General features: G+C 68.8%; 24 protein-coding genes. 21 read left to right on the forward strand and 3 right to left on the reverse strand.

The genetic code is table 11. The annotated features are described in order from the left end of the window. The 17 genes from GVY39_RS34320 to GVY39_RS09970 all read left to right on the forward strand — a co-directional run. Positions 1–339: hypothetical protein (locus GVY39_RS34320; protein WP_236565376.1), on the forward strand; the 339-nt coding region annotated here is incomplete at its 5' end. Next, entirely contained in the window at positions 287–778 is a 492-nt protein-coding gene (locus tag GVY39_RS09895) for a hypothetical protein (protein ID WP_236565377.1), read from the forward strand. The genes GVY39_RS34320 and GVY39_RS09895, both read left to right, overlap by 53 nt. A gap of 48 nt (positions 779–826) precedes the next feature. Further along, positions 827–1,111 carry a hypothetical protein gene (locus GVY39_RS09900; RefSeq protein WP_159923184.1) on the forward strand — a complete coding sequence of 95 codons (285 nt, stop codon included), beginning with the start codon at positions 827–829 and terminating at the stop codon, positions 1,109–1,111. Positions 1,112–1,151: 40 nt separating this feature from the next. After that, positions 1,152–1,643: a DUF6301 family protein gene (locus GVY39_RS09905; RefSeq protein ID WP_159922864.1), complete on the forward strand. Its 492-nt coding sequence runs from the start codon at positions 1,152–1,154 to the stop codon at positions 1,641–1,643. Next, the gene (locus GVY39_RS09910; RefSeq protein ID WP_159922866.1) at positions 1,640–2,083 is read left to right on the forward strand and encodes a hypothetical protein; all 444 of its coding nucleotides are present in this window, start codon (positions 1,640–1,642) and stop codon (positions 2,081–2,083) included. The genes GVY39_RS09905 and GVY39_RS09910 overlap by 4 nt, the downstream gene beginning before the upstream one ends. Positions 2,084–2,202: 119 nt before the next feature. Beyond that, positions 2,203–3,843, forward strand: coding sequence for a hypothetical protein (locus GVY39_RS09915; protein ID WP_236565379.1), 1,641 nt, complete (start codon positions 2,203–2,205; stop codon positions 3,841–3,843). A 553-nt stretch (positions 3,844–4,396) separates the two neighbouring features. Then, on the forward strand, positions 4,397–6,235 hold the full coding sequence (locus tag GVY39_RS09920) for a hypothetical protein (RefSeq protein ID WP_159922868.1): 1,839 nt from the start codon (positions 4,397–4,399) through the stop codon (positions 6,233–6,235). Between the two features lie 11 nt (positions 6,236–6,246). Next, a complete protein-coding gene (locus tag GVY39_RS09925; RefSeq protein WP_159922870.1) occupies positions 6,247–7,032 on the forward strand; it encodes an ESX secretion-associated protein EspG in 786 nt (261 codons plus the stop codon). A 16-nt stretch (positions 7,033–7,048) separates the two neighbouring features. Further along, the gene (locus tag GVY39_RS09930; protein WP_159922872.1) at positions 7,049–7,405 is read left to right on the forward strand and encodes a hypothetical protein; all 357 of its coding nucleotides are present in this window, start codon (positions 7,049–7,051) and stop codon (positions 7,403–7,405) included. A gap of 38 nt (positions 7,406–7,443) precedes the next feature. After that, positions 7,444–7,731, forward strand: a complete 288-nt coding sequence (locus GVY39_RS09935) for a YbaB/EbfC family nucleoid-associated protein (RefSeq protein ID WP_236565381.1) — start codon at positions 7,444–7,446, stop codon at positions 7,729–7,731. Positions 7,732–7,830: 99 nt separating this feature from the next. Then, positions 7,831–8,148 carry a type VII secretion target gene (locus tag GVY39_RS09940; protein WP_159922876.1) on the forward strand — a complete coding sequence of 106 codons (318 nt, stop codon included), beginning with the start codon at positions 7,831–7,833 and terminating at the stop codon, positions 8,146–8,148. Further along, the gene (locus GVY39_RS09945; protein ID WP_159922878.1) at positions 8,145–9,539 is read left to right on the forward strand and encodes a hypothetical protein; all 1,395 of its coding nucleotides are present in this window, start codon (positions 8,145–8,147) and stop codon (positions 9,537–9,539) included. The genes GVY39_RS09940 and GVY39_RS09945 overlap by 4 nt, the downstream gene beginning before the upstream one ends. Positions 9,540–9,571: 32 nt before the next feature. Further along, on the forward strand, positions 9,572–9,913 hold the full coding sequence (locus GVY39_RS09950) for a PE family protein (protein ID WP_159922880.1): 342 nt from the start codon (positions 9,572–9,574) through the stop codon (positions 9,911–9,913). Positions 9,914–9,957: 44 nt separating this feature from the next. Next, positions 9,958–10,947 (forward strand): PPE domain-containing protein, encoded by a 990-nt coding sequence (locus GVY39_RS09955; RefSeq protein WP_159922882.1) that lies wholly within the window; start codon positions 9,958–9,960, stop codon positions 10,945–10,947. Continuing rightward, positions 10,944–11,735, forward strand: a complete 792-nt coding sequence (locus GVY39_RS09960; protein WP_159922884.1) for an ESX secretion-associated protein EspG — start codon at positions 10,944–10,946, stop codon at positions 11,733–11,735. The genes GVY39_RS09955 and GVY39_RS09960 overlap by 4 nt, the downstream gene beginning before the upstream one ends. 88 nt (positions 11,736–11,823) lie before the next feature. Beyond that, complete coding sequence (locus GVY39_RS09965; protein WP_159922886.1) at positions 11,824–12,132, forward strand: WXG100 family type VII secretion target; 309 nt, start codon at positions 11,824–11,826, stop codon at positions 12,130–12,132. Positions 12,133–12,190: 58 nt separating this feature from the next. Then, positions 12,191–12,484, forward strand: coding sequence for a WXG100 family type VII secretion target (locus GVY39_RS09970; protein ID WP_159922888.1), 294 nt, complete (start codon positions 12,191–12,193; stop codon positions 12,482–12,484). A 71-nt stretch (positions 12,485–12,555) separates the two neighbouring features. Here the strand turns inward: GVY39_RS09970 and eccE are convergent, their stop codons facing one another. Then, positions 12,556–14,331, reverse strand: coding sequence for a type VII secretion protein EccE (eccE, locus tag GVY39_RS09975; RefSeq protein WP_159922891.1), 1,776 nt, complete (start codon positions 14,329–14,331; stop codon positions 12,556–12,558). A 142-nt stretch (positions 14,332–14,473) separates the two neighbouring features. On the opposite strand from eccE, the gene eccB reads away from it, so the two are divergent. After that, positions 14,474–15,982: a type VII secretion protein EccB gene (gene eccB, locus GVY39_RS09980; RefSeq protein ID WP_159922893.1), complete on the forward strand. Its 1,509-nt coding sequence runs from the start codon at positions 14,474–14,476 to the stop codon at positions 15,980–15,982. Between the two features lie 54 nt (positions 15,983–16,036). Here eccB and eccA read toward each other — a convergent pair whose 3' ends face one another. Next, positions 16,037–17,869 carry a type VII secretion AAA-ATPase EccA gene (gene eccA / locus GVY39_RS09985; protein ID WP_159922895.1) on the reverse strand — a complete coding sequence of 611 codons (1,833 nt, stop codon included), beginning with the start codon at positions 17,867–17,869 and terminating at the stop codon, positions 16,037–16,039. Positions 17,870–18,158: 289 nt separating this feature from the next. Here eccA and eccD point away from each other — a divergent pair, with 289 nt between their 5' ends. Genes eccD through eccCa form a run of 3 tightly spaced genes read left to right on the forward strand, consistent with a single transcriptional unit; the run spans position 18,159 to position 25,118 of the window. Continuing rightward, a complete protein-coding gene (eccD, locus tag GVY39_RS09990; RefSeq protein ID WP_236565384.1) occupies positions 18,159–19,589 on the forward strand; it encodes a type VII secretion integral membrane protein EccD in 1,431 nt (476 codons plus the stop codon). Positions 19,590–19,621: 32 nt separating this feature from the next. Then, positions 19,622–21,001 carry a type VII secretion-associated serine protease mycosin gene (gene mycP, locus GVY39_RS09995; RefSeq protein WP_283779529.1) on the forward strand — a complete coding sequence of 460 codons (1,380 nt, stop codon included), beginning with the start codon at positions 19,622–19,624 and terminating at the stop codon, positions 20,999–21,001. Between the two features lie 46 nt (positions 21,002–21,047). Next, positions 21,048–25,118 carry a type VII secretion protein EccCa gene (gene eccCa / locus GVY39_RS10000; RefSeq protein WP_159922901.1) on the forward strand — a complete coding sequence of 1,357 codons (4,071 nt, stop codon included), beginning with the start codon at positions 21,048–21,050 and terminating at the stop codon, positions 25,116–25,118. Between the two features lie 124 nt (positions 25,119–25,242). On the opposite strand, the gene GVY39_RS10005 is transcribed toward eccCa, so the two are convergent. Then, positions 25,243–25,848, reverse strand: a complete 606-nt coding sequence (locus GVY39_RS10005) for a GNAT family N-acetyltransferase (protein ID WP_159922903.1) — start codon at positions 25,846–25,848, stop codon at positions 25,243–25,245. Position 25,849 lies beyond the last annotated feature (1 nt).

Genomic DNA, 25,849 nt, shown 5'->3' on the forward strand with positions numbered 1-25,849 from the left:
GGCACCGCCCTCGTACCCGTCGGCACCGCCCTCGTACCCGTCGGCACCGCCCTCGTACCCGTCGGCACCGCCCTCGTACCCGTCGGCACCGCCCTCGTACCCGTCGGCACCGCCCTCGTACCCGTCGGCACCGCCCTCGTACCCGTCGATGCCGGCTCCGGAGCCATCCGTTCCGCCCTATCCAGGACCATCCGCACCGCCGTATCCGCCGTCGCTCCCGGGTTGGCCCGGTCACTCGAACGGCCCGTGTCATCCCGACGGCACGGTCCCGCCGATGCCACCGGGTATGCCGGTGCCCCCGATCCCGCCCGGCATGCCGCCGCCACCGGCGGGCGGTAGCCGACGGACCAACGGCCGCGGGCCGCACGGAAACGGGCACAGCCAGGATTCGGCACGGGCTCTCTTCGTCCGCCCGTTCGCGGGCTTCGGTGTGCCCGCCGAGTTCGACCCGACGACCGGCGCGTTGCGTGCCAACCCGTCCGAGGCGAGCGGGCACAGCGGCGTCTACGGTGAACTCGGCGGGGTCTCGGTGGTGTTCTATCGGCACGGCGGCAAGCTCGCGCTGCGTGTCGGTCATCGCACTGTCGACCTCGACGGGCCCGTCGAGGTCGAATGGGGCACCGTCGGGTGGCGGACCACCCGCTTCGCGGTGGTCGTCGGTGGTGTCGTCTTCTGCGAGCTGACCTATCGCTCGGTGCCGGAAGAGATGGACATCGGCGCGCTGGTCCGAGCCGTGGTGGCCGACCCCTTGCGACGCACCGAGATCTTCGCCGGATGACCGGAAGCCGACGATGCGGAAAGGTAACCATCGACGTGAGGAGGAATGATGCGTATCGACCATCCGACCGATGACGAACTGCGGGAGAATTTCGACGAAATGCTCCGCTCCGTGCTGACCGGCGGTGGCATCCGCACGGAGACCGGTCTCGACATGAAGACCGAGGACGCGCTGTGGGCGATCGCCCGCGCGTATCCCGACGTGCCGGACGCGCTGGTCGACATTGCGCGCGCGGCCTTCGCCGGCCAGCTCGACGGCTCGAATGCCCGCGAGCGCAAGGAGGCGCTGGCCCGCAAGATCGAGGAGCTCAACCGGCGTCGGCAGGCGCGGTGATCGGCCGGTGGTCACCGATGTCACGACCTAAGGTGGGCTCATGACCGAATGGCGCGCGTTGACAGACAGTGAAATCGTCGACCTGGCCGTCGGCCTGCGGGCGCTGGACGCCTCCCAGCCGATGGACGCGATACCGCGCCTGGCGGAGTCTTTCGGCTGGAAAGTGCTGACCGTCCATCCGGACCGGGCGATGCTGGACGCCGGATTCGGGATGGCCAGCGGCAAGATCCATGGGCGTTCGGGCTCGATCGCCGACATCAAGTTGCGCGTCACCGATTTCGCCCCGAACGACGCGGAGGGGCAGGCCCGTTCGAGGGACGCATTCGTGGCGATGGTCGCGGCCTTGACCGGCGCTCTCGGTGAACCGACCGCTCGGATCCCCGGCCCCACCGCCGAGGTCCGGTGGGCGGGGCCGGAAGCGACTTTGGTGCTGGAGGATCTGGGACGATCGGTTCAGCTGTCCCTGGTGGCCAACTATTGGCTGAAGCTGCACGATCAGGCCGTTGAGTTGGAGGGGCAGGAACAGAGTTGAGCGGGTGGGGAGACCTTGCCGCAGGCCTGGCCGCGGAACTCGCCTCCCTGCGCGCGGGTTCCATCGTCAAGCTGGTTGAAACAGAGACAGGGGCGCGGCGGCGATACGCCCAATTCCTACAGCTCGACGACGCGCTCTCGGCCGAGTTGGTCGATGACGAATGGCTCGACCCCGCCTTGCGCGCCGGTGCCACGGGACGCGCGCTGATCGCCGATTCGGGTTGGCGGGCACGCGATGCCGACCACAGCAACTGGTGGGCCGAGCTGCCCTGGCCGAGTTCCTCGGCCGATTACCAGCGGCTGGCCGACATGGTCGTCACCGGGTTGCGCGACGGGTTCGGCATCCGAGCGCCCAGCGTCCTGGCCTACACCGCATGGAATGAACGCTTGGAAAATCGCAAGCTGGACCTGCCGCTGCTGGGCCTGCGGCAGGAGCCCTGACGCGCGCCGCGCGCGAACCGGCGCTGTGCCAGGATGAACGACGAACCAGGACGAACACAGCTCAGGCATCGTGGCGTGCGCGCCTGCTCCGATGCGGTAGATGAGGGGATTTCCGCGACGTGACCAGATCAGGCGGCGAGGCATCCGGTGACGAGCCCCGCGCCGCGTCGGCTCCGGACCACGACGATCCCGCCGATACTTCCGCGACACCGCCCGCAGGCGAGAAGCGGTCGGCCGAAGTGGTAGCCACCGGTCCGGCCGACCCGTCGGCGGAAGACGCCGAGTCGGGGGAAGAGCCCGATGTGGGCTTCACTCTCTCCGAAGCCCCGCCCGTGGCGGATGCCGCCGAGCGAGCCAAGGCGCTCATGCATCAACTCGCTCGCGAGCTGGGGGCGGGCGGTCCGCCGGGCTGGCAGCGGGTGGATGCGGTGTTCGCGCTGACGGTGGCCGCCGAGGTGGCGTTGGCCGTCTACTCCGCCGATCAGGAACGCGTCGTACGGGTGACCCCCGAGCCGGAGATCATGGCGCTGGTCCGGGAGCACCGGCAGTTGTCGGCCGGGATGGGCGACGGACCTTGGTGGCGTTTGCTGTTCACGCTGACCGGTACGGGCCGGATGGAAGTCGACTACGACTACGGCGACGAGCCGTTCCCGGATGATCAGCTGTTCCCGCCCGAGGTCTACCTCGCGGATCTGGTGGCGTTTCCCCGGAATTCGCTGCCCGTGTGGCTCGGCGCCTACCTCGGTCATGACGACCGTCAGTTGCGGCCTCCGCAGGTCGCCGCGGCGCAGGCGCGGGCGGACCGGGAGGCGGGTGTGCGCGCCGTACCGTGCGAGGACGACCTGCCCGCGTTCCCGTTGATGGCCGCCCGGTGGGCGGTGCTCGCCGCGGCGTTCGTGGCGGCCGGGTCGCAGTGGGGCCCACGTCTGCTGCCGTCTCTGAGCTGGTTCGAGGGCAGCAAGCGCAGCGGCTGTTCGCTGTACGCGCTGCCCGGTGGGCGGGCCGTCCTCTCGGGCGGAGTGTGGAACGCGCCGGAACTGGCGGCGGCGTACAACGGCGGCGTCCGGTTGCCCGACCTGTACGCGGGCGCGCCGGAGTGGGTGGCGAGTCAGGTGGTGAACCACCGCGCCGCCGGCGGCTTGCTGTCGTTCTGCTACTGGTGGGAGAAGGGCCGCTGGCACCGCGGCGAGTCACCGGGGCCGGACCGGTTCGTGGAAGCGGTGCCGGGCGTGTGGACCTCGGACACGGTTGTGGACATCGTGAGCGGCCTGCTCGGCGACGACTCGACCGCCGAGCAGCGCGTCGCCGTCGCCGGCCTCGTGTCCGCGGCCGAGGCGGGTGTCGTCACACGGGACATCCTCGCGGAGGTGTTCGGTGACGACGGCGAGTTCGACGTCGACGCCGCTTTCTTCCAGCTCACCATGGCCGGGGTGACCATGACAGCACCGGGGCCGATGGCGCGGGAGGATGCGATGGCCCGGGTCGAGCGATTCATCCGGCGCAGCGGCGCCGACACCGCGAACTATGCGCTGGAGGACTTGCGCGCCGATCGGATCAGCGTCGGCTGGATGGTGTACGTCCCGGTCCAACCGGGCGAGATCGCGATCGGCCGGGCGATCTACTACGTCGCGGACGACGGTGTGCTGGAACGGTCTTCGTCCTCGGTGGCGCCATCGGTATACATCGCCGAGTTCGAGCGCCGGTTCCGGGACCGGCACGGTCCGGTGGGAGCGTCGTGGTCGAACAGCGAAAAGCGTTGAGCCGCAATCGGTCGAACCCATAACCTCACGGTTTTTGCCCACCGCCGGTCATCCGGAGGTGCGCCCTGTGCCGGCGGATCCCGCGTTTCTTGCGGAGCGAAGTACGAACCCGCTGATCCGGCGTGGTGAGTCGCGCATGCGGCTACCGAGATTCGGGGCTGTACATGCGGGGTCGCCCCGAGTACCCATAGAATCGTTGGTGCGTCTTAAGACAATATTCGGTCTGCCGTAAGAACCGGCTGCCATATTGACGTGTGGCGCACCGCCGGTCGCGGCGCGCAGCGATGAGGAGGGTCATCAGCGTATGAGTTGCCGGGCGCAGAAGGGTGATCCCGTGCGCGGGGGCGGACGGGACCGCGTGCCGTGGCGCGCGCATAGCCGACGCCCACGTGGGGGGTGGATTCAGTTGTGCGGGTCGGAGTCTGTGTCTCCAGGGTCGGACCTCGGCATCATATCGCCGTTCGCTGTGCCGCTGTCCAGGAGCTATTCCCAGCAGTGGTGGTCTGCCTTCGCTGTTTCGGGATCTTCGAGTACCTGGTCAGGAGCGTGACCCATGCCGCCCCCGAGGCCTGAGACCGACAACCCGTGGACCCGCCTCAACGAGCAGGCCCACAATGGAACACTGAAGCTCAGCGACAGCGCGGCAGGGGAAGCGGCCGCACTCGCCGCCGCGGCGGCGAACGCCGTGGAGCTGGTCAAGCGCCATGTGGCAGATGTCCAGAATCCCAGGGGTTTCGGCGCCGCTCAGTCGAGTTACCTCCTGCAGGCGAAGTTCGCGAAGGCGGCCGGAGATCTGGACGACATCCTCCGGCGGTTCCTGGAGATCTTGAACGCCATGGGCGAGACCTTCCTGGCGGCGGGCAAGAAGTACAACGAGACCGAGACCGATTCGGGCGCCGAGTTCCGCAGAATCCGGGACAACACGCCTCGGCGAGGGGATGTGAACCAAGGGGGCAATCCCGCGACGCCTCCCACGGCCATAGAGAACGACATCCCGGGCTTCATGACCGATCGGCAGTATTACAACACCAAGGCGCCGGCCCCGAAGGATGCCGACAACAACGGCCGCGGCGACGAGTTCCGGGCGATGGAGGAATTTTCCGGCGCGCGGGAAGGGCGCGATTCGACTCCGATCGAAGTCGAGAACCCGCACGAGAAGGACCACCCGTTCTTCGAATCCTTCGAAACCGGCATCGATTCCATGGCGGTCATCCAGGACGCTCGAGTCTGGGAATGGATGGCCGTCGAGCTCGACGGAACGTTCGATGATCTGAACAACCGCCTGGCTCGGTTCCCGCTCGACGGTTCGTGGGAATCCCCGCAGGGCCAGGGCGGTATCAACGCGGCGATCGCGGCCGCGAACACGTATCGGTCCCAGGCCACCGCGCTGACCAACAGCATGCGGGTGATGAGTCAGAATCTGACCTACACCGCGGGCTGGCTGGCCGAGACCAAGAGGTTCATGCCCGGTGAGACCCGGGACCGGGGCGGATACGTCGACCGCGAAATCCAGGAAGACAGCTGCCTCACGCTGTGGCACCGGAGGGGCTTCGAGAACTGGTACGCGGAGGGGATCAAGCACACGAACTCGGCGATTCCGGTCCTTCCGGCTCCAACGGTGCGGCCCGCGCAGGCTCCAGCGCCGCCCGGCCCGCCCGGCCCGCCGGGCACGGCTTCACCCGGCACGGCCGCCCCGGGAGCGTCGCAGCAACAGTTGGCGGCTCTGCGGTCCGCGCAACAGCAGTCCGATCAGCAGCGGCAGGCACTGGAGCAGCAACAGAGAGCGCTGGAGCAGGCGCGCCGCACGGCCGAGCAGCAGGACCAGCAGCGCGCCGCCGCGCAACAGCAGCAGCAGGCCCAGCAAGCCGCCCAACAGGCGGTTCAGCAGGCCGCGCAGCAAGCCGCGCAGCAGGCGCAGCAGCTCGGGCAGCAATTGGCAGGGGCCGCGCAGCAGGCGGCGCAACAAGCCGCCCAGCAAATCGCGCAGCAGAGCGCGCTCGCCGGGTTGCCCGGTCTGCCACCAGGTTTGAAAGACATTCAGGACGCCGCCAAGAAGATGGGTGGGGCGGGGAAGGGGGCGACGGGCGGCCCCGGGCCGGGCATCGGCAGTGCCAACCCACCGGCCGGGCAGAACCTCGAGCGAGCTTCCAAACTCTTTCCCCGAGCGACGGCGGACATCGCCGCCACGGCGGCCGGTGTGCGCGCGGGTCTCGCGCAGGGAGCGGGAATGCCCGGCGCGCCGATGGGCGGCATGCCGATGGGTGGCCCCGGCGCCGCCGCGGGCGGACAGCAGAAGGAGCACAAGCGCGCCGACTACCTCGACTCCACCGAGCATCTCGAGGAGGCGATCGGTGAGGCTCCGGTCGTGGCGAAACCGGTGGTCGAGAAATGACGGCCGGGCTCATGACGCACACATGGCGGTTCACCGACCTGGAGTTCGTCGTGCTCTGGGAGGATTTCGGCGAGCCCGGCCCGCCCAGGCCGTTTTCCTTCACCAGCCGCACACCCTTGTTGGACGACTACCGCAACGAAAAAGCGGAGGTGCGTGCCGCTCTGCGCGCCTCGTCGACTCCGGCGATGCGGGAGATGCTGGCGGACCTGTATCGCCCGGACATTCGCGTCCGGGTACTGGGTTTCGACGGAAGGGATTACACCAACGTGGCGAACAACGTGCGGCTGATGGCGGCACGTCGTGCCGATCGCGGGTATCTGGTCACCCAGTTGCCGGGTGAAACCGTCGGCCACAGCGGCGGATTCACCGTCACGGAGTGCGCGGCGGTGGAGTTGGCCGACGTGGTCGTGCGTGCGCTGCCGGAAGCCGACCCGGGCAAGCGGGCCGATATCGTGCTCGCCGACGAGGACGAGGGCTTGGATCTGGATTACGACTACGGCTCCTCGTCGGTGCGGGATTCGTTCGAGGCGTCCGTGCACGATCGCTCGGCCGAGTTCCGGTCGGCTCCGGCCGAGCGTTTCGGATTCATCGACGTCCTCCAAGCGGACTCGATCTTCGGCCCGCGCGGCATGACCCGGCATCGCCTGAAATGGCGGGATCTCGTGGACGACGGCCGTTATGTGATCGATGACGGGCATCCTCCGGTCGCGATGGCGGCCGATAAACGCCGTGTTGTCTCGGTGATCAACGCGCGCATTGCCGAAGTCGTCCGCGCGATCAAAGACGAACGAGGATAGAGGGGGTGGAATTCCGATGACCGCATCGCAGCCCGGACAGCCGGGTGATTTCCCGGCGGAATTCACGGCGAATTCGCTCACCGGCTCGATTTCGGTGCGCACCACCGAAATGGGCCTGCCGTTGGGCATCGAAATAGACGCCGATCAATTGCGCCGCGATCCGGACGCGCTGGCCGGCGAGATCCTGCGGTTGTGCAAACAGGCGGCGAACCGTGCCGCTCTAGCTCGGCGAGCGCAGTTGCAGCAGTGGGGATGGACCTCGGAGATGCTCGCGCTGACCGGATTGCCCACCGAACAGCAGGTGGCGAGGCAGGAGATCATCGAGGAACAGGAGTACGACACCGAACCACAGAGCTGGCTCCGATCCGTCTGAGCAACAGCAGAATTCGCGAGGTTGTCATGGTCGAAACAATGGACGAGCTCATCGCTCGGGTGCAGAATCAGCTCTACCGGCTCACCGATCTCAACGATGCCATGAAGGGTATCCGGGTGAGTGAGACATCGCCCGACGGCGCGGTGACCGCGGAAGTGGACGGTAACGCCGCGTTGGTGGGACTGAGCTTTTCCGCCGCGATATCAAAACTTTCGCCGGACGAGTTCGAGAAAACGGTTGTGGACACCGCGCGGGCGGCCGCGCACAGGGCTTTCTCGGAGCGTGGTGAACTCATCACCACATTCAATGAGGAGGCCACCGGGTAGTCACCGGATGTTAACCACGTCGGGATCGTGATATGCGGTCTTCGCTAGGTAAAGTTGAATACGAAACGTCGGGGGATGTTTCGGGATCGGAAGATGATCATGAGCCACATTGCAGTAGTCCCGGATGCGCTGCGTGTCTACGGAAGTGAATCGGCGGCCATGGCTGCCGGCGTGGGAGCGATCGCGGCGGCCGACCAAGCCGCGACCGTCGCCGCGGTGGTGCCGGTGTTCGGGTTGATCGGCCAAGAGTTCCTCGTCTCGTATGCTTTCGCGCAGGCCAACCACTTGTCGTCGGTGGCGCAACTGGCGGCGGTGCACGCGGGTACGGCGCTGACGGCGCACCAGGCCGCCGCCACCTACGAGGGCGCCGACAGCGGTTCGGGGGCGGCCATCGGAGCGGTCCGCACGCAGTCATGACCACGCCAGGAGCCACTCCGCCGCCCGGCGCCGATCCGCTGGATCCGACGATCCTGGAATTGCTGCGGGGCAGCGCTCTTGCGCCCATGCTGGACATGCCGGTGAACGATGTCCTGCACAGCATGGGTTTACCGCAGCTGCCGGACATTCCGGCCTTCGTGCAGTTGCCGGACATGCCGCCGCTGCCGACGATCGATCTCGGCGCGCTCATGCGTCCGCTCGCCGATCTCGCCTCCGCGTTCGGCACCGGTCAGCTCGGCGCGCCACCTCCGCCCGCGCAGGCCGGTGACACCGCCGCGGCGCCACCCCCGCCGCCGGTCGACCCGACTCAGTTGCTGCAGAACGTGTCCACCGTGATGCAGACCGTGATGCAGGTCGGCTCGTCCCTGGTGCAGACCTTGATGACGGTCTGGCAGGGCATGGCGGCGATGGAGGCCGCGAAGAAGGCCGGTGAGGCGCGCACCGACGCCGACAAGCTGGCGGCGCAGAGCGCGCAGGAGAAGTCGGTGCTCGTCGACGCCGCAGGCAGCGTCTTCACGGGCGCGGGCCTGATGACGGCGGTGATGGCGAAGTTCTCCACCACCATGGCCTTCGCGCCGCTGCTGGCGGCTTCCCCTGGCGGACAGGGTTTCCTGGTCGCCTCCGCGATCGAGGCGATGACCGAGGCGCTGGCGATCACCGCCAAGACGAAGGCGGAGATGGTCGGGCACAGCGCGAGCATGACGCAAGCCGGGCAAAAGGTTCCGATCACCAACGCGCCGACGGGCGTGCAGTCGGCTGAACAGCTGACCCAGCTCATGAGCATGATCACGCCGCTGATCGGTACGGCCGGACAGGTCGTTCAATCGCTGGGGCAGCTGGCGGCGGCGAATCCGTCACTGCTCGCGCCGAAACCCATCAGCGCCCCTGGCGGGCACGAGGGCACAGGCGAGCCCGCGGAAGGCGAGGACGGCAAGAAGAGCTCGGCCGTCGGCGGCCCGGGCGGCGTGGGTGGCATCGGCGGTGGTATCGGCAGCGCGATCGCCGCCGCCGCCGCACCGCTGAACCCTTGGCCGGGAACCCGAGTGGCCGGCGGCTCGTTGGGCGGCATCGGCGTGGGAGCGCCCGGTACCGGCCCGGGAACGTCGTCGGCGATGTCCACTACAGCGGCGGGCACCGCTGCGACGGGGACCGGAACCGGTGGCGGATACATGCCGATGGGCGGCGGGGCCATGGGTGGCGCGGGACTGGCCCGCGAGGGCGAATCGACCACCGACGCGCTGCGCGGCCAGATGATCACCGGCCGGCACGGCGACGAAGTGGTCGGCCGGATCGAAGGGGTCTCGCTGCCGGTGGTCGGCGCGGCCGACACGACATCGGAACCACCGCCCGATAAGGAACTCACGCTCTGACGCGAGTGCCGAACAGTACACAGGAGGGTCTCATGAGTGACGGGAGGGGTGAGGTGTACGACAGCGTGCGATTCGACTCGGTCACCGCGGGCAAGGCGTCATCCGGACTGGACGCGCTGGCCGATCGGTTGACCTCGGACCTGCGCTCCGCCGAGGAAGCGCTGACCATCGTCCCCGCGGGCGCCGACGAGGTTTCCGGCCGGGCCGCGCAGACCGCGAACGACGTGGCGTCGTCGTATCTGGCGAGCGCGCAGGCCGGCGTGCACGAGATGCGCAAGCTGGCGGCCGCGTTGCGGCTGCACTCCAACCAGTTCGACGGCATGGAATCGGCCAACACGGCGGACTTCGACAGCACGGGCGACAGGCCCGCCTGACCGGTCTTTCGCGTCGTCGAGCAACCGAAAGGTCCTCCCCTGCAATGATCGAACCACCGCAGCCAGGTTTCACCGGCGTGGTGTGGACCGCGCGACCGCCCGAGCGGCTCGCGCGTGACCTCACCGCGGGGCCGGGCGCCGTGCCGATGGCCGAGGCCGTCGCCGCGTGGTCGCGCCTGGCCGCGTCGTTCGGCGCCGCTGTGGTCGAGTACGAGAAGGTGCTCGTGAACATGCGCGGCGCCTGGCAGTCGGGGCGCAGCGACGAAGTCGTGCAACGCGTCACGACCTTGCGGGACTGGCTGGTCGACGCGGCCGGCGCGGCGGCGGCCAACGCCGCCCGGTTCCAGGCCCAGGTGACCGCGTACGAGATCGCCCGGCTCGCGATGCCGAACACCGCCGACCTCGAGGTCATCCAGCAGGTACAGCGGATGTTGGAGTCGATGGGCGGGATGGTCGGTGCGCCGATCCGTGCGGTCGCGGCCGAGACCGACGCCGAGCAGGACGTGGCGAAGGCGGTGGCCTCGCGGGTCATGCAGAACTACGAAATGGCCACCGAACCCCTGGCCGCGCCGTGGCAGCAGCAGGAGCCGCCCGTGGTGGCGCCGGAGCAGGCGCTGACCGCCGAACAGACCGCCGCGCGGGCCGAGGTCCCGAAAACGACCGCAGCACCGTACGGTGCGGTGCGGATCGGGACGGTGCCCGTCCCGGCGATGCCCCGGGTGCCCACCGCCTACCGCGCACCGGTGTACGCGCAGTCTGCCGCCACAGCCGAAGTCGTTCCGCGTGCTACGCCCGCCGCCACGGTGAGCGCGAGCGGACAGCCCGCACCGCTCGTGCCCGGTGCGGTCGGCCAGGCCGGTCCGGCACCGGATACGGCTAGGTTCCCGCGCGCCGCCCTTCCCACGGAAGCAGGTGAGCAGATCGGGTTCGAGGGTGGCATCCAAGCGGCGCCCGCGGTACTCGGTGGCGCGGAGCCCGCACCTCACGCCGTCGCGCCGACGGAGACCAGGCCCGAGACGGGGGGTGCGGCGTGACGTCACTGACGAACGACGCGTTGCTCGTCGTAACCGAACGGCTGGGAGTGCAAACTCTCCCCTTGGCGCTCTCGGTTGCGCCACAACAGGATTCGATCGACGAGTACCTGGCCGCCCAGGAACACGCGCTGGCCGGATTGATCGGTGACGGCCTGCTCGACGCCGAGGGCGAAGTCGAATCAGAACTGGCCGCAGCGCTGTTCGTCCTGGCGCAGCCGGACCGTGAGCTGGTCGCGCGCATCTACACCGAGGACGGTCCTCGCCGCTTCTGTCTGGCGCGCCGCGGCGAACAGCACGCGCTCGCCGTGCGCTCGGGCGAGTGTTTCGAAGTGCGCTCGATCTGGGCCGACGGCTCGGACGTGACGCTGGCCGGTCCGCTGCTGGCCGCGCTCGGCTCGTGCGAACCCGCCGAGATCGCCGGATTCAGCGCGCTCGCCGCTGATCTGGCCGACCGGCTGGACGCGGCGGAGGACTCCAGCGGCTACGCCGACGCGATGTACGCGCTGGGCGTCGGCGAACGCGACGCCGCCGTGCTCGGGCTGGCGTTCGGCTCCTGCCGCGCCTACGCCGAGATCGTCGCCTACAGCCACCAGGACGGGCTGACCAGCCGGGCGCCCGGCGCGGTGGCGGTGTACGACACCGGCCGCGGGCGCATCGTCGTCGCTCCCATGGTCTCGCCGGATCAACAGATCTGGTCGACGGTCACGACGGGCACCGACCACCGGGTGACCCAGGCGGTCGCCACGTTGCTGGAAGGGCTACCCGGGGGGAGGTGGCTGCCACCGTAGCTCTCGGGTCGCCAGGCCCGGTAACCCCCTGCTCGGTGAGATCGCCCGGATCTCCCTATCAACACGAATTCTGACGGAAGGAAACGAAATGTCTTACACAACTCTCGGCGGTGGCTCGGGGCAGACCTACGGTGTCGAGGAGGGCGGCATCGACAGCGTCGTCAGCCGCATGGAGGACTCGATCTCGACGCTGCGCACCTCGATCAACCAGATCGACGAGTCGGTGCAGGCCGTCGCGCGCGGCTGGCAGGGTGACGCCCACCGCGAATTCAACACCGCGGCCGCCGAGTGGCACGACGAGGTCACCGCGCTCAACGGCAAGCTGGACCGACTCTCGCAGGCCGTGACCTCGGGTAAGAACACCATCGTCGGCTCCGACCAGGCAGGCCTGGCGTAACCCTCGACGGCGTCGCCGTCCAGTCGGATCGCCAATCTCTCACCAGAAGGAAACAGCAATGACGATCATGTACAACTCGCCGGCCATCACCGAGATGGTCAGTGACCTCAGCCAGTACGGTTCCACCATGAAGGCGCAGATCGACGAGCTCAACAGCGCCGCCGCCGCGTTCCGCGACAACCTGCAGGGTGAGCAGGCGGTCTCGAACTTCGACACCGCACACCGAAACCTGACTTCCGAGCTGGAGGACACCCTCCAGAAGCTCGACAACCTCGGCGTCAAGGTCGAGAACGCGCTCAATCGCGCCATCGAGGCCGACGGCAAGGTGGGCGACGGCTTCGCCGCCTTCTGATCGCGCGGAGCGACGACCAACGGCCGGCTGGAACGGTAAGGGTTCCAGCCGGCCGTTTTCGTGTGCGCGAGTTATCGCGCCGCGAGCGACTCACCGATGTAGTGCATCTCGTCCGGCGTGGTCACCATCAGCACGGTCGCGCTGCGCGCGGCCGTGCGCACCGTGATCCGGTTGGGGGCCTGGGGATCCTGCACCAGCGTCACGTCCGCGTCCACCGACCCGACGGGGTCCTCCGGCCGCCGCACGTGCACGATCGTCGCGCCGCCCGCGTGTGCGGTCGGCGGGATGCCGTCGAAGACCAGCACGGTCGTGCTCGGATACGGAGCGGCGGGCGGTGGCGGGGGAGCGGGCGGATGACAGCTGGCGCCCGCGGCGCGCGGAGCGATGGAAAGCACCTGCGGCGCAGCGAGATTCGCCACCATGGTGTGCCATGCCTCGGGCCGGGCGGTGTGCACGATGACATGTGCGCCGAGCGCGGTGGCGCGCAGGATCACCTGCTGGGCCAGGTCCAGGTTGCCGATGACTTCGAGGTGGCGGGTGCCCTCGCCGATCAACGGCACCGCGATGCCCTGGCCGCGCTCGTCCGCGCCGATGAGCTGGCCGCAGCCCGCTGTGGGCACCGCGAATCCGGTGAGGGCGGCCAAGGTGCCGCGGTATGCGATGTCGCTGCCCCACCGGCCCGCGTAGCCGATGGGCAGGGTGTCCAGCAGGATTCGCAGCTGGTTGCCCACCAGTTCACGCAGCCCGGGCAGCGGCGGCTCCTCGGGCGCGGTGACGGTGTCGAAGCGGACCACAGCATTGAGCACCACCGTGTCGGCGAGATCGGTGTGTCGATCGTGGCGGCCGGCTCCCGGCCGTAGACGCAACGTCACCGTGGTGGACAAGCTGGGCACCGCCCAGATGCCGGCCAGTCCGCGCGGTCCGATCATGTCGGCCGCGATCTGGTACTGCGTGAGGAAGCGGCCCTGGTACTCCAGCGATTTCGGCGACTCGACGAGCTGGTCGACATCGAAGCCGTGGGTGAGCTGGCGCACCGCGGTGTTCATCTCGGTGGCGGTCAGCACGGAGGCGGCGATGTCGTGGGCGGCGAGCCGGTTGGCGACCCGGCGGGTGGCGATGATCGCGGTGCGCAGCGCACCCGCGCCACCACCGCCCCGGTTGTCCACCGCCTCGGCGTTGGCCAGCGGATCCATCCGCAGCACCAGCCAGCAGGTGCGATGGGCTATGGCGGGCAGTGGGCCGAGGATGCGGTCGTACAGCTGTGCCGCGACACCGGTGCCCGCGGTGCGCGCGCCGGTGCTCACCACGTCGATGCCGGCCAGGGTCAGATCGAATTGATCGAGGCAGCGGGCGATTTCGGGGAGCGGGAGCAGCTGGTCGGTGCTGAGTGAACCGCGATCGAGCAGGGTCAGCGTGTCCGGCGGTGGATCGATCCGGAGCATGGTGAGCAGCAGATCGCCGTCCCAGCGCACGCCGTAACCACCCCCCTCGGTGAGCGGCACGTCGAGGGCGGGCGCCTGCGCGAGGCGTTCGGCGGGACGCAGGCCGGGACGCTTGCGGCTGATCGCGCTACCGATGCGCGCGGCGGGAGTGTGACCACGGATCGGCGTGAGACCGGCCAGCGCGATCACCACGCCCGCGGCGCAAGCCCCCCAGATCGAATCGCAGACCGCGAGAACAATCCACGCGACGGTCGCGGCCAGCAACATGACGGGCACGATCACGCGAAGCGGAAAAATGCGAAACAACCAGAATTCCGGATCACGCAATGTGTCATAGGCCGACCGGCGTCGATTTACCGCCCGCGACGCCTCCGATATTTCGCTGTCGGTTGGCCCGCCGTTCATCGTCTCGTCCACAGTTGTTTATTCCTGCCTCGCCTGCGTGCGACCGCCGTTGATCGGCTTCGGATTCCATCGGTTCAGAGCCGTCGGAGAATTACGGTACCGTGTCGAAAGAGATGGCGATCGATTGCTCGATGGAGACCATGTGCCGGCACAGCTGACAACCCGCGCCCAGGTCAACGGATACCGATTCCTGTTGCGCAGGCTCGATCACGCACTGGTTCGCCGCGACGTCCGCATGTTGCACGATCCGATGCGTTCCCAGATTCGCTCACTGCTCGTCGGCGCGGTGCTCGGCGTTCTCATGGTGGCGGGCGCCGCGATCCTGGCCTTCCTGCGTCCGCAGGGCGCGATCGGCGACGCCCTGATCGTGTCGGGCAAGCAGAGCGGCGCGTTGTACGTGGTGGTGCAGCGCCAGGACGGCGGCAAGACCCTGCACCCGGTGCTGAATCTGGCGTCCGCGCGGTTGATCACCGGGGCCGACGCCGAGCCGCACGCGGTGAAGGACGACAAGCTGAACGATCTGCCGCGCGGACCGCTGCTCGGCATTCCGGGCGCGCCGGGTGCGTTGCCCGAATCCAAGCAGGGCGGCAGCTCGGAGTGGTCGCTGTGCGAGACGATTCCGCTGTCGGAGGGCGGTAGCGCCGCCTCCTCCTCGGGTGCGACGACGACGGTGATCGCGGGCCGCCCCGCGCTCACCGACCGGATCAGGACCTCCGGTCAGGACGAGGCGCTGCTGGTCCGCCGCGACAACAAGACCTACTTGGTCTACGACGGTAAGCGCGCTGAACTCGACCCGGCCGATTCGGTATTGACCAGGGCGTTGAACCTGACCGCTCATCGGCCCCGGCCGGTCGGTACCGGATTCCTCGGCGCGACGACGCAGGTGCCCGCGATTGCCCCGCCGCAGATCCCGCGGGCGGGTGAGCGGGGGCCCGGCCCGCTGTCGGATCTCCCGATCGGCGGCGTCATCTCGGTGTCCGGCGTGGGGCCGGAGGGCGACTCCTCGCTGTATGTCGTGCTCGCCGACGGTGTGCAGCCGGTGTCGCCGTTCGCCGCGCAGGTGATCAGGTACGCCGATTCGCACGGCATGCGGGAGATCGCGACCATGCCACCCGACGTACTCGAGCGGGTGGCGGTGGTCCACCAGTTGCCCATCGACGACTTTCCGGTGCGCACCCCGAGGATCCTGCCCGCCGAGGACGCGCCCGTCACCTGTGTGGCCTGGGCGAAGTCGCCGGGCACCGCTCCGGCGCAGCGCGAGGCCGAGGCCGGCGACGGACCCGGCGAACGCGCCATGGTCAGTCTGCTCGTCGGCACCCGCCTGCCGATCGCCCCATCCGCGAAACCCGTCGATCTGTCCACCTCCGACGGCGCGGGCGACCGGGTCGACGCGGTCTACTTGTCGCCAGGCTCGGGTGAGTTCGTCCAGGTGACCGGCATGGAGCCGGGCAGTCCGCGCCGGGGCAGCCTGTTCTACGTCGCCGACACCGGTGTCCGCTACGGCATCCCGGACGCGGCCACCGCGAACGTACTCGGGCTCGGGAGCAGTCCGCGCCTCGCGCCATGGGCGATCATCGGCCAGATGGTCCCCGGGCCCACGCTGTCGGCGCGAGAAGCGCTGGTCGCCCACGATTCGCTGCCCACGCAATGACGTTCGGTGGACCGGTGATCCGGTCCACCGACGGTGTAGCGGGGTTGGTCGGCCTCAGTCGGTCCAACCGACGTTCAGCGAGCTGAGCAGGCCGGACAGGGCCAACTTCATATCCGACGCCTCGATGCGGCGCAGCACCGCCTCATCGATGTCGGTCAGGTCCAGCGATTCGTCGTTGGCCAACCGGAATTCGCGCTCTTCCTCGGCCGCCTCGATCACGTTGCGGACGAATCGCCCGTTGCCCGCGAGGTCCACGCCGCGGCGCGGCTGACCGCTCTGGTCGGTGCTCTGCATCGCGTACAGGCGCTCGCAGGCTTGTACCAGCTGCTCGAGCGCTCCTTCGGACAGGTCCGAGTCCCGCTTCTTCGCGATGACCTGGCCGATCTGCCCCAATTCCTCGGCGGTGTAGGACGGGAACTGAAGCCGCTTGGAAAAGCGCGACGCCAAACCGTCGTTGGCGGCCAGCAGCCGGTCGATCTCGCCGTCGTAGCCCGCGATGATCACGACGAGGCGATCACGGTCGTTCTCCATCCGCGCCAGCAGCGTGTCCACCGCCTCGCGGCCGAACGCGTCACCACCTTGCAGACCGGTCTGGATCAGCGTGTACGCCTCGTCGATGAACAGCACGCCGTCCATGGCGGTGTCGATCAGCTTCTCGGTCTTGATCGCGGTGCCGCCGAGGTTCTGGCTGACGAAGTCGACGCGTTTGGCCTCGACCACCTTGTCGGTCTTCAACAGCCCGACGCCGCAATAGATCTTCGCGACCACCCTGGCGATGGTGGTCTTACCGGTGCCGGGCGGCCCGGTGAAGGCCAGGTGCTGGCCGCGCGGTTGGCTCGACAAACCCTTCTCGGCCCGGATCTTCGCCAGCTGCGCGGACGACTGGAGCTTGGCCACCTGGGTTTTCACCGAGGCGAGGCCGATTTGCGAGTCCAGTTCGGCCCGGGCCTCGGTGAGGATCTTCTTCGCCCGGTCCTGGCTCTCGGCCTGCTCCATCTGCTCCATGGACGGCGAAGAGGCCGGATCCCACTTGTCGGTCCGCGCATCGATCACGTCGCGGCTGGTGACGGTGATGCGGTAGGTGCGGTCGCGCATCGCGGCCGCGTTGGCCTCGAAATCCGGCGCCTGCGAGTACACCTTCTCGAACAGCGCTTGGGCTTCCTCTTCATTGCCCGATTCCCGCAGGCACAGGCCGCGGCAGAACATCGCGGTGGAACGAGCCGCCGGGATCGGGCCCGCCTCCGCCTGCTGCATCCGCCGGATCGCCTCGCCGAACAAGCCGAGCTGGGCACACGCGGTGCCCACCATCACGTGCGCGCCTGCCGCCAGATACGGATCCTCCCAGTCGGCCGAACCGGCGAGCACCGTCATCACGTCGGGCCAGCGCTGGGTGTTGTAGTGCAGTACGCCACGGACATACGCGCAGATGCGGTTGTCGATCTCGGCGTCGGGATTGCTCAGCTGGCCCCGGCGGAATTCGTCGAGGTCGTCGAGCACCCGCTCGGCTTCGTCGTACTCCTTGTCGGCGATCAGGTGCGCCGCCCAGGCCAGCGTGATCTCGGTGTGGTTGGCCAGCGGGTAGTCGATGTACAGGCCGGGCAGGAACCGGCCCGCGAGCTCACGCGGGCGCAGACCGAGCCTGCGCTGCTCGCGATAGAGCGTGCTCGCACTGGTCTTGTGCAGATTGAACAGAACGTCCTTGGTCAGTTCGCCCGCGGCGGCGCGGCCGAGCCACGCGTCGCACATCGTGGGATCCCACTCCGTGGCGCGTTGAAAAGCCAGTTTCGCATAGTCGAGATCACGTGCGGATTCTTGCCCCTCGATGGACAATCCGAGCGACAGGATTCCGGCATCGAATGCGCGTTGTGCTTGGCGGTTGCCGGTCATTGCTGTCGAACCCCGAAATCTTCGTTTCTCGTAGTAGAGACGTTCATCTGGATACCAGACTACCGATCGCGCGTGGCCCGGTGCGTCCGTTACATTAGGTTCAGCTGCCGGGAGGTCGCAACGCAAGAGTCGTCTATGTGTGAAAGTGCTTGACGAGTGTTGAAATCGTTCACTCTGGACGTGTCGGGCAAATGTCGTCGGCGGGTCGTGAATCGTTGTTCCGGATGAGGGCGGGGGAAGATTGCCGTTGATCGAGTCGGCGAGCGGTACACGTACCACCGAGCCCGTTTTGAGTCGTGTTTCGGTCATCGGTGGCAATACTCAAGTCGATGTCGGGTTGCCCGCCACCGTGCCGATCGCCACGTTCATCGGCGAACTGGTGGCGCTGATCGAATCGCGCAACCCCGAGCGGCCGGACGCGGAGGAGGAGGCGGCGCCGCTGGAGGCGCGGCACTGGACCTTGGCTCGGCTCGGCCGGGAGGCGATCGCGCCGAGCCGTACGCTCACCGAGGCCGAGGTCTACGACGGTGAGCTGCTGGTCCTGCGGTCGGTGACCGCGAAGGAAGCGCCCGCGCTGTTCGACGACGTCATCGACGCCGTATCCCGGCTGACCGCAGAGGAATTCCACAGCTGGTCCGGTGTGGCCGCCCGCTGGATGGGTCTGATCGTCTCGGTACTGAGCGTGCTGACCACGCTGGCCGTGCTGGTGGTCTCTCGCGGGCACGGCGATCCGCTCGCGCCCGCCTTCGCCCTGCTCGGCGGCGGCGTCGCGGCATTCGTCGCGGCGGGCATCGCGGCGCGCCGATACACCGACTTGGTGACCGCCACGTGGTTGTCGCTGGACGGACTGCTGCTGCTGTTCGGCGGCGCCGCGCTGCTCGTCCCGGGGCCCCTCGGCAGTCCTCATCTGCTGCTGGGTTGCTCGGTGCTGCTGGTCGCCGCGGTGGTGGGATACCGGACGACCGGCACCGGCGCCACGCTGTTCTCCTGCGCCGCAACGCTCGCCGTGATAGCGGGCGTCGCCGCGGCCGTCTACCTGATCTGGCACCCGGGCCTGCCGAAACTGTCGGCCGGTCTGCTGGTGGCCGGAATCGCGATCATCTCGGCGGTGCCGCGACTGGCGGCCGTGCTCGCGCGGCTGCCGATCCCGCCGGTCCCGACCGCGGGCGGCGCGATCGACCCGGCCGACCACGAACCGAGACCGACCATCGAGGGCATCGGCGCCATCGGCGCCAGCGCGCTGCCCTCGGCGGCGGGGCTCGGGGTACGCGCCCGCGCGGCCAACCAGTTCCAATCCGGTCTGATCGCGGCATGCGCCGCGAGCGCGGTCGTCGGCGCGTTCGGCGTAGCCGATCCGCTGGGTTCGGCACGCTGGCAAGGGGTCACGCTGGCGATCGTGACCGCGATCATCCTCGCGTCGCGCGGTCGCTCGTTCGCCGACCTCACCCAGGCCGCGACGATGATCGGAGGCGGGTGCCTGGCCGCCCTCGCCATGACCGTCGGTTTCGCCGTGGGCGACTCCGAATACACCCTGTTCGCGGCGGGCGTGCTGCTCGCGTTCGCGACCGGTGTGGTCGGCTTCGGGGTGATCGGTCCGCACATCGAGGTCACGCCGGTGACCAGGCGGATGATCGAAATCTTCGAGTATCTGCTGATCGTGTCGGTGATCCCGCTGGTGCTGTGGGTCATGAACGTCTACTCGATGGCCCGGAACATATGACCGGCAGCGCCTTGCGCCGGAGACTCTTGCGGATGGTCTGCGCCGCAACGGTCATCGGCGCCGGGATGGGCGTGCCCTGGCCGAGTGCCCAGGCGATCGCGCCGCCGGCGATCGATCCCGGCGCGCTCGGCGCCGCGCAGGGTCTGAGCGTGCGCCCGGCGCCGCTGGAACCGACCGAACAGCGCGCCGTCTGCGCCGAACCCGTGCTCACCGGCGCGCCACCCAGCGAGCCCCCGATGGCGCAACGGGTACTCGATCTCCCGTCCGCGTGGCAGTTCAGCCGCGGCGCCGGACAGAAGGTGGCCGTCATCGATACGGGGGTGAATCCGCATCCGCGACTGCGCTCGCTGCAACCGGGCGGTGACTTCGTCTCCGACAGCGACGGAACGGTCGACTGCGACGGACACGGCACGCTGGTCGCCGGAATCATCGCGGCGCAACCGAGTCCGCGCGACGCCTTCGCCGGCGTCGCGCCCGATGCGGATCTGCTCACCATCCGGCAGCTGAGCCTGGCCTACGAGCCGAAGGACCGGGGCGGGCAAGGCGACCCGCCGGGCAAGATCAGCAGCGACGGTTACGGCAGTGTGCTCACGCTGGCGGCGGCTGTCGTCCGGGCCGTCGATCTCGGCGCCACCGTCATCAACATCTCCGAAGTCGCCTGCACCGCAGCAGGTTCCGACACGGCCGACGCCTCGCTCGGTGCGGCGGTGAAGTATGCCTACGACCGCAATGTCGTCGTGGTCGCGGCCGCGGGCAACCTCCAGCCCGACGGCGCGTGCTCGAAGCAGAACGAGGGCTCGGGGTGGGGCTCGGTGCTCACGGTGGCGAGTCCGGCCTGGTTCACGCCCTACGTGCTCTCGGTGGGCTCGGTGGACTCGACCGGCCAGGTGTCCGAACTGTCGCTGCACGGCCCATGGGTGGCCGTCTCGGCGATCGGCCGCAATATCGTGTCGCTGGACAGCAAGCCGGGTGGCACGGGGCTGGTCGACGGCGTGCAGACCACCGAGGGAATCAGGTCCGTCGAGGGCACCAGCTTCGCAGCGCCCTACGTGGCCGGGCTGGCGGCGCTGGTGCGTGCGCGTTTTCCGGAACTCACCGCGCAGCAGGTGATGGACCGTATCGTCCGCACCGCCCACGGACCGGGCACCGGACGCGACGACCGGATCGGCCACGGCCTGATCGACCCGCTCGCCGCGCTCACCGCGCAACTGCCGGAGAAGCCGGTGAGCGCCGGGGCCGACACTTCGCGAGTCGTCGCCGCGCCGGTGATTCCCCCCGGCCCGGACCCGCGGCCGCGCCGGATCGCTGTCATCGGCGCCATCGTCTGCCTGGCCTGCCTCGCGATCGGCGCGGCGCTGGCGATCCCCTTCCGCCGCTCCGGGCAGGACCTGAACGCGGAATTCGATCCGTAGCGCGGGCGACGTCTCGACCGCTCGTCGCCGACCGAACGAAGGAACCATGGTTACCGAAGGCTTTGTGCGCCGCCCCCGCATTGCACCGCCCCGGGCACCCGGCGGCGAGGTGGCGCTGACGGCTCCGCCGGAGATTCCGCGCGCACTGCCCGCGCCGCTGATGATGAAGCTGATGCCCGTCGTCATGGTGTTCGCGGTGGTCGGCATGATCGCGATGATGGCGATGATGGGCCGCAACCTGCTGGCCAATCCGTTCATGATGATGTTCCCGATGATGATGCTCATGTCGATGGTCGGCATGATGGCGGGCTACCGTGGCGGCGGTCCCAAACGCGCGGTCGAGCTCAACGAGGAACGCAAGGACTACTTCCGCTACCTCGACCAGGTCCGTAAGGACGTGCGCCGCACCGGCGGCAGGCAATTGGAGTCTCTGCGGTGGAGTCATCCCGAGCCGGCCGACCTGCCCTCCCTGATCGGGACAAGGCGGATGTGGGAGCGCAGGCCGAACGACCCGGACTTCGGGCACGTGCGCGTGGGCGTCGGTAGCCACCGGTTGGCAACCAAACTGGCGCGCCCGGAGACGGGGCCGCTGGAGGACCTGGAACCGGTGTCCACCGTGGCGCTGCGCCGCTTCGTGCGCACCCACTCGGTGGTGCACCGTTTGCCGACGGCGGTGTCGCTGCGCGCTTTTCCCGCGATCAACATAAGCGGTTCGAGCGAGGACGCGCACATGCTGGTGCGGGCGATGCTGATGGAGCTGGCCGCCTTCCACGGTCCCGACCATCTCGCGATCGCGATCGTCTGCGCCGATCCGGACGGTCCGGCCTGGTCCTGGGCGAAATGGCTGCCGCAGTTGCAACATCCGACGCTGCGCGACGGCATGGGGTCGGCGCGGATGATTTACCACTCGCTCGGCGAGCTGGAGACGGCGCTGGCGGCGGAGCTGCTCGAACGCGGCCGGTTCATGCGCAACCCGCAGCCGACCCAGGGACGGCTGCACCTGGTGGTCGTCATCGACGACGGCTACGTCAGCGGCAGCGAACGGCTGGTCAGCGAGTCGGGCTTGGATTCGGTAACGGTGCTCGACCTCACCGCACCGGAGGGCGGGCTCGCGGCGCGGCGCGGACTGCAACTGGTCGCTGCCGACGGCGAGGTGGCGGCACGCAGTGCCGCCGGAGTGGAGAAGTTCGCCACCGCCGACCGGGTGAGCACGGCCGAGGCCGAGTCCTTCGCTCGATCGCTGGGCAGATACCGGCTCGCCACGGCGGCGCAGATCGTCAGTCTCGGTGAGGGAACCGCGACCGATCCGGGACTGATGGCGCTGCTGAAGATCCCGGACGCGGCCCAGATCGATCCGGCGAGGGTGTGGCGTCCGCGCACCGGCCGTGAGCGCCTGCGGGTGCCGATCGGCATCACACCCGACGGCACTCCGGTGGAGATCGACATCAAGGAGTCGGCCGAGAACGGCATGGGGCCCCACGGGCTGTGCATCGGCGCCACCGGCTCCGGAAAGTCGGAATTCCTGCGCACACTGGTGCTTTCGCTGGTCACCACGCATTCACCGGACGCGCTCAACCTGGTGCTCGTCGACTTCAAGGGCGGCGCGACCTTCCTCGGCCTCGACTCGCTGCCGCACGTCGCCGCGGTGATCACCAACCTGGAAGAGGAACTCTCGCTGGTCGACCGCATGAAAGACGCGCTCGCCGGTGAGATGAACCGCCGCCAGGAACTGCTGCGCTCGGCGGGCAACTACGCCAACGTCACCGACTACGAGAAGGCGCGCGCCGCGGGCGTGCCGCTCGATCCGCTGCCCGCGCTGTTCATCGTGGTCGACGAGTTTTCCGAATTGCTGTCGCAGAAGCCGGATTTCGCGGAACTGTTCGTAATGATCGGACGCCTCGGCCGATCGCTGCACGTGCATCTGCTGCTGGCCTCGCAGCGCCTGGAGGAGAACAAACTGCGCGGCCTGGAATCGCATCTGTCCTATCGCATCGGCCTGCGTACGTTCTCGGCGAACGAATCGCGCGCGGTGCTCGGCATCACCGACGCCTACCACCTGCCGAGCGTGCCCGGTTCGGGGTATTTGAAGAGCGACGCGTCGGATCCGTTGCGGTTCAACGCGAGTTACGTGTCCGGACCGTACGTCGCGCCGCAAGGAGCGGTGACCGGTGCGGACGGCAGCCCGGTCGCCGGAGTGCGGCCCGCGTTGTTCACCGCCGCGCCGGTGGAACTGCCCGAGACGATCGAGGCCGACGCGGAGTCGGCGGCGCCGTCGAATCCACTGCTGGAGCTGCCGCCGCCGCCTTCGGCCGTCGCGGCCGTGCCCGGCGCCGATGACGGCATCCCGGACACGTTGCTCGACGTCGTCGTCAAGCGGCTCACCGGGCACGGCCGCCCGGCGCACGAGGTGTGGTTGCCGCCGCTGGAGGAATCTCCGACCGTGGACATGCTGCTGCCGGACCCGGACTGGCGTTCGCCGGTCAACCGGCACGGTCAGTTGTGGATGCCGATCGGCGTCATCGACAAGCCGTACGAGCAGCGGCGCGACGTGCTCACCGTCAATCTGTCCGGCGCGCAGGGCAACGTCGCGGTCGTCGGCGGCCCGCAGTCGGGCAAGTCGACCACCCTGCGCACCATCGTCATGGCGACCGCCGCCACGCACACCCCCGAACAGGCGCAGTTCTACTGCCTGGACTTCGGCGGCGGCAGCATGGCGGGCCTGTCCGGCGTGCCGCACGTGGGTTCGGTGGCAGGTCGCCTCGACGGTGACCGCGTGCGTCGCACCGTCGCCGAACTCACCACGCTGATGCGTCAGCGCGAGGAGCGGTTCGCCGCGCTGGGCATCGAATCGATGGCCGAGTTCCGCCGCCGCAAGTTCGCCGACGGGCAGCGCGTCCCGGACGGCACGGCTGGGCCCGCCGGCCCGTTGGCCGAGGACAAGTTCGGTGACGTGTTCCTGGTGATCGACGGCTGGGCCGCGGTCCGTGAAGAGTTCGACGTGCTGGAACCGCAGATCAACGCCATTGCCGCGCAGGGCTTGTCGTTCGGCATTCACCTGATCATCGCCGCCTCGCGGTGGGCCGAGATCCGTCCGGTGGTCAAGGACCAGATCGGCACCCGTCTCGAGTTGCGGCTCGGCGATCCCTCGGACTCGGAGATGAGCAGGCGCACCGCGCACCAGGTTCCGGTCGGCCGCCCCGGCCGCGGCCTCACCCCCGACCAGCTGCACATGTTGATCGCGTTGCCACGCCTGGATTCCGACTCCGATCCGGGCAGTGTGGCCGAGGGCGTCGCGCGAGCGCGGACCGAACTCGAGCAGCTCTACCCGAGCCGCCGCGCGCCCGAAGTGCGCATGCTGCCCCTGCGGTTCGGCCGGGACGAGCTGCTGGCCTCGGCGAGGGCCCAGGGGATCGAACTGAGCCCCACTCGGGTGGTCGTGGGTCTCGGCGAGTCCGAATTGCAGCCATTGGTCCTGGATTTCGGTGTCGAACCGCATTTCATGGCTTTCGCTGACGTGGAATGCGGCAAGACCACTCTGCTGCGCAATATCGTGATGGGTGTGGTCGAGCAGTCGACCACCGAGCAGGCCAGGATCATCATGGTCGACTACCGCCGCACAATGCTGGGCGTGGTCGAGGGTGACCACCTGGCCGGGTACTCCACCTCGTCGCAGACCTGCGGTCCGATGATCCAGGAGGTGGCCGGATATCTGGCCAAACGAATCCCCGGTTCGGACATCACCCCGCAGCAACTGCGGGAACGCAGCTGGTGGAGCGGCCCGGAGATCTACATCGTCGTCGACGACTACGACATGGTGGCCACGGGCAGTATCAATCCGTTCGCGCCGCTACTGGAGTACCTGCCCCAAGCCCGCGACATCGGCATGCACCTCGTAGTCACTCGCCGCAGCGGCGGCGTGTCCCGCGCGCTGTACGACCCGATATTGGGCACCATGAAGAACCTGTCGGTCGAGACTTTGATCATGAGCGGATCGCGCGACGAGGGCAAGCTGATCGGCGACGTGCGACCGAGCAAATTGCCTCCCGGACGCGGAACCCTGGTCTCGCGCAGCAGAGGCATCGAGATGGTGCACATCGCGCACCTGCCACCGGTCTGACCAACTGTGGTCGGGTAGCCACGACGAGGCGGGCGGCGAAGCGTGGTCCAACTCGCCCGGCCCGTGTGGCCGCTCGGGCGGACGCGATCCGCAAGGGTCACCTGCCCGCGCTGTGGCGTACCGGTCAGTTGTTCGACCGGGGGGATCGCAGAATCGCCGACGTAGCCGATCGTGTGACCGCCGGGACCGGTACGGGCAGTGCGCGATCCCAGCTGTCGGCTCGTCGCTCGAACAGCGCGCGCGACGGTCCCACCGCGAGCGGCCCCGCGATGCGAACCAAACGGAAACCGGCGGACCGATAATAGTCGTGCAGGTCGGAATTGGTGGTCCACGCATCCAGCCGGACCCATCCGCGTTGCTGTCGGCGGGCGAGCATCCCCGCGTGGGCGAGCATCCGGTGACCGACGCGTCGCCCCGCGAAACGCAGATCGACGATCATGAAATGGACGATCACCGAGTCATCGAGTTCCCATTGCGACCACAGACCCGCATCGGCGCGGTCGTTGACCGTGATGGTGCCCGCGGGCTCGCCCGAGACCTCCGCGATCCAGGTCTCGCCCGCGTCCAGCGAACGTCCGACGGCACGGGCGAAGATCTCGATGGGCAGGCCGCGCCCGGCGACCGTCCACTGATCGGAGCCGCGCGCGGTCAGCCACGCCGTGCGCTGCACACGCAGGCGGCAGATCAGGCCGAGATCGCCCCCCGTAGCCTGGCGCAGCGCGATCGTCATG

Source organism: Nocardia sp. CY15 (assembly GCF_009829295.1).
Taxonomy (GTDB): Bacteria; Actinomycetota; Actinomycetes; order Mycobacteriales; family Mycobacteriaceae; genus Nocardia; species Nocardia sputi.